Here is an 11,932-nt window from a genome sequence, read left to right on the forward strand (position 1 = left end):
GTTTGAGTCAATCATTAATCGCTTCCTTTCTATCCGATTCCGAAGTAATCTTACGAAGTGAATCATGTAGTTGACTAAGCAACTCCCTCAACTTCACCGCTTTGTCCACGTCCATTAGCGCGGCCCGCTCCGCAGCTTTTAGCAGATGCAGTAGTTCCTTCCCTTTTGGAGTCAGTCTTCGATTTCTTTTTACACCTTCTAACTCACCTTTTTCTTCGTCAAAATGGGTCCCTTCGCGTGAGTCTCTATCATCTCGTTGTTCGCAAGTTTCAGAAGGATCCGGTCGCTCATTCTCCTCTTCCAAATAAGCTCGACCATCTTCCGTAATCTGAAATATCTTCTTTCCATCCTGCTTATAGGCTTCAACGAAACCTTGATCTCTGAGCATCTGTAAAGTGGGGTAAATGGAGCCCGCACTTGGCTTATACGTGCCTCCAGACTGCTCCTCCAAAGCTTTCATCATCTGGTAGCCATGCATATTCTCCCCTCCGAGCAGTTCAAGTAACGCGTACTTTACTCCGCCTCTGCTGAAGTATCGTCTACCTGACCCTCCCGTTTCTCTTTCATTCCCAAGATGAAGAAATAATCGCTCCTCTTGTTGCCATTGTCCGCTCATACGGTTTCAACTCCCGTTAACGATATATCGTATTAACTGAATCATAAGCGATATATCGTTAAATTTCAATCATTATTTTCCAGTTTTACCTTCTTACCTTCGCAAAGCAAACTCCAGTAAATGGAGCCCATTTACTGGAGTTAAAGTAACTTCAGCTAACCGAGTGTTAAAATGATCCCCTCACCAAAGTGGGTTCATTCTCGATAATGCTGTCAATTCGTTGCAAAATATCGTCATTAAGGGCAATGCCCGAAGCTTTCACATTCTCTTCGATCTGCTCGGGGCGGCTTGCTCCGATTAACGCGCTGGATACATTGGATTGACGCAATATCCATGCAAGCGACAATTGAGCAACTGTTATCTCAAGTTCAGAAGCGATAACTTTTAACTGCTCAACTTTAGCGAGCCTTTCCTCTGTAATTTTATTTTTGAAATTACTGTGATTAGCCGCTCTCGAATTATCAGGCACAACACCTGTTGAACTATATTTCCCAGATAACAACCCTTGTGCCAATGGGGAAAATACGACTTGGCCGAATCCTTTTTGCTGACCGAGCGGAATGATTTCCTTCTCTATGTATCTTTCAAATAAATTATAAATAGGCTGATTGACTACAATACGGTCGAGCAAATATTTGTCCGCAATTGCGAAAGCTTCCGTTATTTGTGCTGTTGTCCACTCACTTACACCGATATACAATACCTTGCCTTGCCGAATCAGATCATCAAATGCTCGAAGCGTCTCTGCTAAAGGTGTGTTGTGGTCGAAGCGATGGCTGTACAAAATGTCTACATACTCTAATCCTAATCGCTTCAAACTCGCATTCGTAGATTCGATAACATGTTTGCGAGATAACCCTCTGTCATTTGGACCTTCTCCAATCTTGCCGTACACCTTGGTCGCTAATACATACGATTCTCGTTGATATTCCCGCAACGTTTCTCCAACCACGATTTCTGCTTCACCTAAAGCGTACACATTTGCCGTATCGAAGAAATTAATGCCTAAATCGTACGCTTTATGAATCGATTTCACCGCATTTTCACGTTCCACATAACCACCGTACGTTAGCCAACTTCCCAAACTAATTTCACTTACTTTAAGGCCACTTGCACCTAATTGACGATATTGAACGGACATTATTAAACGCCTCCATTGATCGATTTTTGAATGCTAATATCCAACCTGCGGACATGATGTCCTGTGGAGTGATGTTCTATCACTTCAAAATCTGCTAAATAGATTGAACGAAAAAATATTATGAAAATGTAATCTCCGTCGATGAGATTGTTTTGTTCTCTAACTTGTTCTCTTGCTTGTGCTCAGACTTACGTTCAAGTTTTCGCTCCAACCATTTGCGCTTAAATACAGGTAACAAAGCTTTACCCGATATCGTCGCCTCCTCCAAATTAGGGTAACCAGACAAAATGAAAGAGGTTACGCCAATATCGACGTATTCAAGGAGTCGATCAGCTACCTGATCAGGCGTACCAACAAACGCCATCGCGCCCCCACCTCTTACTTGTGCTAGACCAGCCCAGAAGTTAGGACCAATTACGAAATGGTTAGCCTCCGCGAGCTTCTTTAGTTCCGTCTGCCTTTGCTGCCCTGCGGAAAGATTATAAAATAATTGCCCTTCGAAACCTTGCTTGAGTACCGGATCGATGCGACTTACGATGCGATTCGCCGCCTCCCAAGCATCTTCCTCAGTGTCGCGAATAACGACCTGTGCACGCAAACCGTAGCGGATAAATCGATCAACCCCTTGCGATTCGCGCAGTTCCTGCCGATGATGTTCCACTTCGGCAATTTGTTCCTTAATCCAATCGAGTGGCTCTGCCCACATAAGATAGACGTCCGCAATTTCTGCTGCCGTCTTCTTGGCGGCTGGCGAGCTTCCGCCGAAATAAAATGGAGGATGCGGCCTTTGTATGGGAGGAGGATAACTGATCCCTCCCTCCAACTGAAAATATTTACCCTTATGATCGTATGGCGTAATATGTTTAAACGGCTCATGCGCGGCAAGTAGCTTGTTTCCTTGCTTCGTCGTTGAATTGATCCATAATTGTTTCACAATCTTTACATATTCCAACGTCCGCTCATAACGAGCATCTTTATCAAAAGCTAAAACATCGCCCATCGCTTTCATATCCGCAGGTGAGCTTCCTGTCACAATATTGATAAGTGCCCGACCACCTGTTACCTCATCCAGCGTCGCTCCCATCCTCGCGGCTAATGCCGGTGCGATTAAGCCAGGTCGCATCGCTACTAGAGGCTTAAATATTTTTGTATGTGCCGCAAGTGTCGCTCCTACGAGCCATGCGTCGAAACAATCGCCACCAGTCGGTATAAGGGCAAACGTATAACCTGCTTCTTCGACGGCTTGAGCAACCTTAATATTGTACGCACTATCAACAACCCTCTCCGACTGAACACCGATATATGGTCCATCTCCTCTTGTTGGCATATACCAGCCAAACTCCGGTTCGATGTCCGTATTCAGGCTCATAATGACTCCCCCGTTCTAGCTACTTTAGTAATTTCGCGATACTTTCCTCATCCTCATTTCATTTCAGCCTAAAACCTCTATCATGCAGAAAGTCGTGCAAATGATCACGCAGATGTTCTCCATTAAATCTTCTCAGTATTTCCTTCGACCATCTCGTATCCCGCTCTCCACTTTTTGCTACGCCTTTACGAGCTGCATAATACGATTTTGTTATTTCGTCGTACGCTTTAATTTCATCTTGAAGTCCTTCCTCACCGTACACTTCTTGATGATAGACAGCCGCAATCGGTAATCTTGGCCGAATATCGGGCTCTTGATCGGACACCCCAATACATAAACCAAACACGGGGTACACAAGCTGCGGGAGCTCCAGCAAATCAGTAACATCTTGTGGATTATTGCGTATGCCGCCAATATATACTGTGCCATATCCAAGCGACTCCGCCGCAACAGTTGCGTTCTGGGCAGCTAAAGTAGCATCGATGGTGCCAAGTAAAAAGAGCTCAACGTTCTGAACTAGCTCCCTTTCTTCATGAAAATGGATCGCGGTTCTAATTTTGTTCAGATCTGCGCACCATACGAGAAATACTGGACTTTCAATAATGTGTTGCTGATTGCCAGACAGTTCTGCTAGCCGTCTTTTTCTTTCGGGATCTCTCACAGCGACAACGCTATATGCTTGAATATTTGAAGAAGTCGGTGCGGATTGTGCAGCCAAAATAATTTCCTGCAAATGTCCCTCTGGTACGGCCGTATTTTTATATTTGCGTATTGAGCGATGGCTTCTTAACAATTTGATCGTTTCGTTCATCGTTTAATATCCTCCACATCGGATTAGCCCTCTGAAATGGGCTTAAAATCTGCTTTACTGCTCACCAATAGTTGTTCTGAGCGTTTCAACGTCCTTGTTGATCGCCTCAGTTGCCTTGCGAATGGCAGAGTTCACGTCTAATCCTTTTACAGCAAGATCCTCTGTAGCCTCCGTAAGTCTTATCGCAATTTCACCTTCGTATGGATGGATATAATGCTCCTGCAGCGGCTCACCTACAAAGACGTTCTGCACTGTTTTCCCTTGTAGCACAGGGATATCAAGGCCGTACTCCTTTTCAAGCTCGGGATTAATAATTGCCGGAACACGACCGTTTCTCGCTAATATGCGTTGACCTTCGTCTGATAATATTTCAGCAATCACTTGAAATACTTCATCCTTATGCTTACTTTGACTATTAACCGATAGAGAGTGAATTTGTGCTTCTCTCGTTTTGCCTAACTGCTCAGAGAAGTTTGGAGCAGGCGCGATATCCCAATTGAACTCAACACCTTGCTGACGTAATTCTTCCAATGGGCCTACCATATTGGCAAGCCAAGAAACACGCAGCGCAATCGTCTGATCCTTCATAAATTGATCCCGTCCCCAGTTCCATGTTCCTTCTGGAGTAACATACCCCGGAATTTCGAGAATGCTTTTCTGCAGTTCAAAAATTCGTCGCCATTCAGGCGTATCAATTGCCGCATTGCCTGTAGTAGGATCGAGATAGGAAAGACCCAACCCTTTGGACAAGCCCGTTAAGTTATCTACTGCAAGCCCGATATATTGAACACCATTTTCCGTTCTCGTCAGCTTAGTTGCTAGATCCAATATTTCATCCCATGTCAATTGCTTTTCAGTTGGGTACTCTACACCGAATTTATCAAAAATATCTTTATTGTAATAAAGGACATGCTGATTCGCGTTAAATGGGATAGCAACAATTTCTTCTCCTTTCCCTTTCGTAATACCCTTGATGTAATCGTACAAAATCGGCTTAAGACGGCTCTCATCGAAGTTATGTCGTTTGATTAACTCTCTCAAATCTTCGAAAGCACCGGTTCTAACTACTCTTTGATGTGACGTTGATGACGAATAGATAATATCGGGTACATGTGTAGACAATACTTCCTCAAGCGTCGCGGTTGCTGCTGGTGTAATGCGTTCAATCGTGACGTTCGGATATTTTTTCTTGATTGGATCGGCAATTAACGTCTTAAATTCGACATCTGGGAAAGTACCGCTTGTATTATAAAAGGTTAACGTAAGCGGCTCATCACCTAACTTTTTAAAGGTCTCTTTTACCTCTGCTGATGCCGCAGTTGTTGATGAATCTGTCAGGGAGCTCAGTTCAGCCTTCACCTTGCTCCCACCATTTCCCCCCTCACTTGAGCAAGCAGTTAATACAGTTAATAGTACGAGTGAAATGATAGTGAACTTGTTATTTTTCATACTTGCAATCTCTCCTCTAAAATAAGCAATAATTCCCGCTTTACTGCACCGTTTGATAGGGGAAAAGTACATTTGACGGTCTATTCAGACCAAGATTATCCCTGAGTGTTTTCCCCTCATAAGCTGTTCTGAACAACCCCCTATTTTGTAATTCTGGAATAACCTTATCTACAAAAATGTCTAATCCACTAGGGTAAATTTGTGGCATAACATTAAAACCGTCCGCAGCGCCATTCAAAAACCACGATTCAATAACATCAGCAAGTCCGAGCGGAGTTCCCGTAAAAGTAAAATGTCCTCTAGCTCCTCCCAATCGATTGATAAGCTGCTTCAAAGTCAAATTTTCATCTCGAATCAGATCAAGTATGAGCTGATGTCTGCTTTTGTTGCCGTTCACTTCATCTGTTTCACGAACACCCTCAAGCGATATTGGCTCATCAAGCGGATGATTTTGGAGATCAAGACCAAGCCTTTCAGATAGTCGTCTAGTAACACCCTCTTTATCGATCGCTTCAAATAGCTGATTTTCGATTTCAAGAGCTTCCGCTTCTGTATCCGCCAAAATGGGACTAATGCCTGGCAATATTTTAAGCTGATCAGCGCTTCTGCCATACTTCGAAAGGCGTGATTTCACATCCTTATAAAAGGCTTGCGCACTTCCGATGCTCTGGTGTGCAGTAAATATTACTTCCGCAACCTTAGCAGCAAATTCTTTGCCGCTCTCTGATGAGCCTGCTTGAACAAGAACCGGATATCCTTGTGGTGGACGAGCAATATTTAACGGTCCTTTGACCGAATAATATTTTCCTTTGTGATCGACGGTGTGTACTTTATTCGAGTCTACTCCTACCCCAGTAACTTTGTTATTAACGATTGCATCATCTTCCCAGCTATCCCAAAGTTTCTTCACAACGTCTACGAACTCATCCGCTTCCTCATAACGAAGCGAATGTTCAAGATGCTCATCTTTACCGAAATTGTGTGCAGCGGAACCTGCTCCAGTAACGATGTTCCAACCGGCTCGACCTTTGCTAATATGGTCTAGTGAAGCGAATTTTCGTGCTACATGATACGGCTCATTATAGGTCGTTCCAACGGTTGCAATTAAGCCAATATGTTTCGTTCGACTCGCAAGTGCAGATAATTGTGTAAACGGTTCGAACTTGTTGGATCGGCCAACGTACCCATCTGCCAAAAAAACGGAATCCATTAATCCCCGCTCAGCCGTATGCACAATTCCGAGTACATGATTAAAGTCTAGATTTTTTTCTGGCTCTGACTCTGGAAGTCTCCATGACGCCTCATGATGCCCCGTTCCATACAAAAAAGCATTTAAATGCAATTGACGTTTTCCTTTGCTCATACAAATTCCTCCTCAAAAAATTGAATCAAAACATTCCGAATTCCACTTCTTAAAATTAATTGTAACGACAAAGAGACCAGAGTTGCCCCAAGGCAATCTCCGGCTATCCGGTCGATCGTATGTAGATATTAAACTTATCACAGTGGTTTACTTAGTATTTGAAATTGACTTTACCACCCACCTATTCCTTTGTCAATTAGACATGGAATTGTTATTTTTTTCTCATTGATTGACAAAGTGAAAAGCAGGCGATATACTGGGCTCACTAATCACAGTATTCTTATTGGCTTAATACAATTTTATATTGAACCTATAAAACCGGACAGCCGGAGATTGCCTTAGGGCAGCTCCGGCTGTTTTTTGTTTCACTAAATCAAATGTATATTGTGGGGGGATTGAGATGAGTCAGAGAAGTAAAAAGCTGCATTTCAATGTATTTGTTAGCGGGACGGGTCATCATGCTGGTTCGAAAAAGCACCCATTAGCCGATCCTTCCAAAAGTCTGGACATTTTACACTATGCGAACCAAGCTCAAATTGCTGAACGCGGCCTTCTTGACTCCCTATTTATTGCAGACAATTATTCTGGTACTGGGCGCAGACTTGAACCGTTTACGATGTTTGCTGCAATCGCCGCCCTTACCAAACATATAGGCTTTATCGCTACTGCTAGTACAACATACAACGACCCTTTTCACCTAGCAAGAAAGTTCGCATCGCTTGATCATATTAGCGGGGGCCGTGCTGCTTGGAATATTGTAACCGGTCATTCTCAAGCTGATGCAGATAACTTTGGCAAACTAGGACATCCCGAGCATGCGGAACGTTATGCGATTGGGGATGAATTCGTTGAAGTTACAAAGCAGCTCTGGGATAGCTGGGAGGAAGACGCCCTTATTAATGACATTAATCAAGATACTAGAATCGATGATTCTAAATTGCACGAAATTCATTTCAAAGGGAACTATTTTAACGTTAAAGGTCCACTTAACATTCCAAGGCCGCCGCAAGGTTACCCGGTTCTTGTGCAGGCAGGCTCCTCAGAGAGTGGTAAGGAACTAGCAGCGAAGACGGGTGAAGTTATTTTTACTGCTCAGCAGACGCTTGAGGCTGGTCAGCAGTTCTATACCGATGTCAAATCTAGGTTAGCTAAATATGGAAGGACGCCAGATCAACTTATTATTATGCCGGGACTTGGACCAATTGTAGCAGATACGGAAGCAGAGGCAAGAGATTTAGAGGAAGAGCTTAATTCATATCTAAATACTGAACATGCTTTAAAGCGGCTCTCTCGCTACTTTACAGTCGATCTAACCGAGTATCCGCTCGATGGACTTGTGCCAATCGACAAATCAAAGCCTTTTGGATCAATTACAAACGGAATTACAAGTCGTCACGAGGCAGTCGTCGATGCGGCACGACGTGAAAACTTTACGATAAGACAGTTTCTAGCTAGAAGTGCAGGTGGTCACGGACATCTTACTTTTACAGGTTCTGTACTTCAAGTTGCCGATTATATCGAGAAATGGTTCCGAGAAGGCGGGGCAGATGGATTTAATTTGCTTCCTCCCATCGTGCCAAGCGGTCTAACAGCCTTCGTAGACAAAGTTATACCCGAGTTGCAAAATCGCGGTTTATTCCGTACAGAATACGAAGGAACTTCGCTAAGGGAAAACTTAGGTCTTGCTCGTCCAGCAAACAACTATAGGCACATTTGGGCGAACAGAAATATTGCTGCCTCTAATGAAACTAGAGTGGAGAGCAACGTCCCACAATAACTAATAATTGAGGTGTTAGAAATGAGCACAACAAAAAAACAAGTGCATTTAAATGTGTTTGTTCGCGGGACGGGTCATCATTCAGCATCATGGAAACATCCATTGTCACACCCAGAGAGTGAGCTTACTTTGGAGCATTACGCAAATTTTGCACGAATCGCAGAAAGAGGTCTGTTTGATTCCTTATTTCTTGCAGACAATTACGCAGGGACGGGACGTAGATTGGAGCCATTCACACTATTTTCAGCTTTGTCCGTTCTGACAAAACATATCGGATTCATTGCAACAGTAAGCACCACTTACAACGATCCTTATCATGTGGCGCGGCAATTCGCATCGCTCGATCATATTAGTAATGGCAGAGCAGCTTGGAATATAGTGACCGGAGCCTCGAAGGAAGATGCCGCCAACTTCGGACGGCCAGAACATCCAGATGTGCTGACGCGTTATGCGATCGGAGACGAGTTTGTCGAAGTCGTCAAGCAGCTTTGGGATAGTTGGGAATCAGCGGATAGTTTGGGTAGTTCCGACGAAGTGGAAAATGTTGAATCAAGCAATATTCATGAAATTCACTTTAAAGGCAATCACTTCAATGTTAAAGGTCCGCTAAATATCCCAAGACCACCTCAAGGTTATCCTGTGCTCGTGCAAGCTGGCTCATCGGAAGGCGGCAAGGAACTTGCCGCCAAAACTGCGGAAGTTATTTTCACAGCTCAACAAACATTAGGAGCAGCACAACAATTTTATAGCGATGTTAAATCACGACTAGCCAAATACGGTAGAACGCAAAACCAGCTTCTTATTATGCCGGGATTAAGCCCTATCGTTGCGGATACAGAAGCAGAAGCTAAAGATATCGAAAATGAGCTGAGCGAATTACTTGATATGAAAAAAGCGTTAAAGCAGCTGTCCAACCGATTTACAGTCGATTTATCCGACTATCCACTAGACGGTCCTGTTCCGCTAGACAAAGCAAAACCATCGAGCGAGTTTACAACTGGAATAACAAGTCGACATGAAGTTGTTTTAGACGCTGTACGCCGAGAAAAGCTTACTATTCGCCAAATGATCAATCGTGCTGCCGGCGGACATGGACATGTAACGTATGCCGGCTCCGTCATTCAAGTGGCTGACTTTATTGAGCGATGGGTGCAAAACAATGGCTCAGATGGCTTTAACATCATGCCTCATATTTTCCCAAGCGGGCTTGAAACGTTCGTCGATAAAGTAATACCTGAGCTACAAAACCGCGGTATATTCCGTACCTCCTATGAAGGTACAACGTTACGAGACAATCTCGGACTCGCTCGTCCAGAGAATACGAGTAAAAAAGCGTGGTGGACGAAATATGATGCTCCTGCTGTGCGTTGAAAGATTATTTACAGTAATACTATGAGAGGTTTTAGGCGCTTCTTTTTTCATGAAATGAAGAACTCGTAAAAAGAAATAATAAGAAGAAACAAATGATAATAAAAGTACCTCCCAATATTAGATTAGGAGTACGGATTGCCCAATCACGTGACATATGACTGCTTAGAATGGCTACTATGCCACCTCCAAAAAGCATTCCTAAAGGTGATACTCCTAATGAAAACAGCCTGACAATTCCTCCAACACGACCTAGCAATGGCTTAGGCGTAATTCTTTGTCTGTAAGATAATAAGGAGATTATTAATCTAAGTTTCAAATCTATTTTGCTTGTAAAAGTTATCATGTTGCTTGCTAATAAGCTACCAACTGTACTTACTGATATAATAAGACCAAAACCAAAAGAGGATAGATTCAGTACTTCTCTCATTAAAAATATTTGCGTAGCTACCGTGCTTGCGAATACAAAAGTTACTACTGAACCGATTAATGTAATGGCAAGAAGTAAGTTATTATCCCGAAATACAAATCGAAAACCTTCTCTTAACTCCAATTTCTTTCTTTCATTTGTTGCAACATGCGGTTTAAGATTTAACTTAAATATAAAATAACTTGCTATAACCAAAAATAAAGTATCAAAAATAAAAGGAGTTATAATGCTGACTGTAATCAAAATTCCACCGACTGCTCTGCCGACTACATCACTCATCGTTAATCTGACAGTAGTAATCCATCCATTCGCTTTTTCTAACTGTTCTTCCGGCACAACATCCGGGGTGATCGTTTGAGATGTACTGTCAAAAACAACTTTAGAACACCCCAGCAAAAAACCAAATATAATAAGGATCGAAATTGAAATAGCATTCATTATAATTAATGCTATTAAGATAAGTAGAAGCAATACTCTTGAATATAAACTTAACATAAGTAGCTTAGTATGATCGTATTTATCAATCATTACTCCAACATGTAGACTGAACATGAGCCAAGGAATAGACATAGAAGCGGTCACTAAAGCTACTAAGAAAGGACTATCTGTTAAGCTGGATGATAACCATGGAATAGCAATTAAAGTTAACCCATCTCCTAATGTAGAAAATGAGAACGCACTCAGTAACTTTGCAAATGATTTATTCTTCATCTATTAGCCTCATTTTCTAACGTCGTTATATATTCTTAGTTTAATTAAGTAAATTGTACTGACTGAATTCAGTATCAACTTATTTACTAGCATAACATGTGATTTACTCAAAAATTGGATTTTTCTGTAATGAATCCCCCTGCATCCAGCTAGTGATCAATACATTCAAACTTTAAAAAGAAGTATGACACTCAGTTGTCATACTTTTTCTTTTATAATGGATTCAAAGCCAGTCCAGTTCCATTTTAATTCAAACGAAGATAGGAGAACGTATCTATGGAAATTGAAAATTTACTCACAGCAACATCGAGCGAAGAATTGAGACTGTGGCTACAAGCAAATAGTAGGGCTGAAAAATGTTGTTGGGTAATTGTTAGTATGACGCCAAAAGAAAATACTTTGTTGTATTTGGACGCGGTCGAGCAATGTTTGTGCTATGGATGGATTGATGGAGTTAAAAAAAAAGTTGATGGATTGGGGATGGCGCAAAGATTGTCTCCTAGAAGCAAAAAAAGTTCATGGACTGAACTAAATAAAGAACGAGTTCGCCGCCTCGAAAAGCTAGGTTTAATGACAGACGAAGGAAGAAAGGTCCTTCCTACTATGGACCTCGATGCTTTTAAAATAGATCCCGATATTGAACAAAAACTTAAAGAAGATGCTCAAGTATACGAGAACTTTTTGGCATTTCCAGCTCTTTATAAAAGAGTTCGGATCGACAATATACAAGGTATTAAGAATGATCGGGAACTATTTAATAGTAGGCTAGAGAAATTTATAACAAACACAAAAGAAAATAAACTGTACGGTCAATGGCATGACAACGGACGCCTTTTAGACGATTAAAAGGTACTAACCCCAATCGTGCAAATTCGGCATAGAAAATCCTCCTCGGTT

Annotated in this window: 10 protein-coding genes; 3 read left to right on the plus strand and 7 right to left on the minus strand. The window is 42.3% G+C overall.

The genetic code is table 11. The features are described 5' to 3' along the window. Nucleotides 1-7: 7 nt before the first annotated feature. From I6N90_RS06210 to I6N90_RS06235, 6 genes are all read right to left on the minus strand, one after another. Nucleotides 8-616, minus strand: coding sequence for a PadR family transcriptional regulator (locus tag I6N90_RS06210; RefSeq protein ID WP_197934589.1), 609 nt, complete (start codon nucleotides 614-616; stop codon nucleotides 8-10). 166 nt (nucleotides 617-782) lie between these two features. Continuing rightward, the gene (locus tag I6N90_RS06215; protein WP_197934590.1) at nucleotides 783-1,757 is read right to left on the minus strand and encodes an aldo/keto reductase family protein; all 975 of its coding nucleotides are present in this window, start codon (nucleotides 1,755-1,757) and stop codon (nucleotides 783-785) included. A gap of 118 nt (nucleotides 1,758-1,875) precedes the next feature. Then, complete coding sequence (locus tag I6N90_RS06220) at nucleotides 1,876-3,126, minus strand: LLM class flavin-dependent oxidoreductase (protein WP_197934591.1); 1,251 nt, start codon at nucleotides 3,124-3,126, stop codon at nucleotides 1,876-1,878. Nucleotides 3,127-3,184: 58 nt separating this feature from the next. Then, nucleotides 3,185-3,937, minus strand: coding sequence for an oxygen-insensitive NADPH nitroreductase (gene nfsA, locus I6N90_RS06225; RefSeq protein WP_197934592.1), 753 nt, complete (start codon nucleotides 3,935-3,937; stop codon nucleotides 3,185-3,187). Nucleotides 3,938-3,991: 54 nt separating this feature from the next. After that, nucleotides 3,992-5,386: an ABC transporter substrate-binding protein gene (locus tag I6N90_RS06230; RefSeq protein WP_197934593.1), complete on the minus strand. Its 1,395-nt coding sequence runs from the start codon at nucleotides 5,384-5,386 to the stop codon at nucleotides 3,992-3,994. Between the two features lie 40 nt (nucleotides 5,387-5,426). Continuing rightward, complete coding sequence (locus I6N90_RS06235; RefSeq protein ID WP_197934594.1) at nucleotides 5,427-6,749, minus strand: LLM class flavin-dependent oxidoreductase; 1,323 nt, start codon at nucleotides 6,747-6,749, stop codon at nucleotides 5,427-5,429. A 400-nt stretch (nucleotides 6,750-7,149) separates the two neighbouring features. On the opposite strand from I6N90_RS06235, the gene I6N90_RS06240 reads away from it, so the two are divergent. Both I6N90_RS06240 and I6N90_RS06245 read left to right on the plus strand, forming a co-directional pair. Next, nucleotides 7,150-8,526, plus strand: coding sequence for an LLM class flavin-dependent oxidoreductase (locus tag I6N90_RS06240; protein ID WP_197934595.1), 1,377 nt, complete (start codon nucleotides 7,150-7,152; stop codon nucleotides 8,524-8,526). A 21-nt stretch (nucleotides 8,527-8,547) separates the two neighbouring features. Then, nucleotides 8,548-9,897: an LLM class flavin-dependent oxidoreductase gene (locus tag I6N90_RS06245; RefSeq protein ID WP_197934596.1), complete on the plus strand. Its 1,350-nt coding sequence runs from the start codon at nucleotides 8,548-8,550 to the stop codon at nucleotides 9,895-9,897. A gap of 31 nt (nucleotides 9,898-9,928) precedes the next feature. Here I6N90_RS06245 and I6N90_RS06250 read toward each other — a convergent pair whose 3' ends face one another. Beyond that, entirely contained in the window at nucleotides 9,929-11,035 is a 1,107-nt protein-coding gene (locus I6N90_RS06250; protein ID WP_197934597.1) for an MFS transporter, read from the minus strand. Between the two features lie 276 nt (nucleotides 11,036-11,311). Here I6N90_RS06250 and I6N90_RS06255 point away from each other — a divergent pair, with 276 nt between their 5' ends. Next, a complete protein-coding gene (locus tag I6N90_RS06255) occupies nucleotides 11,312-11,881 on the plus strand; it encodes a YdeI/OmpD-associated family protein (RefSeq protein WP_197934598.1) in 570 nt (189 codons plus the stop codon). The last annotated feature ends 51 nt before the right edge of the window (nucleotides 11,882-11,932 follow it).

Origin of the sequence: Paenibacillus sp. GSMTC-2017 (assembly GCF_016019935.1) — a bacterium.
In the GTDB taxonomy this organism is placed as follows: Bacteria; Bacillota; Bacilli; order Paenibacillales; family Paenibacillaceae; genus Pristimantibacillus.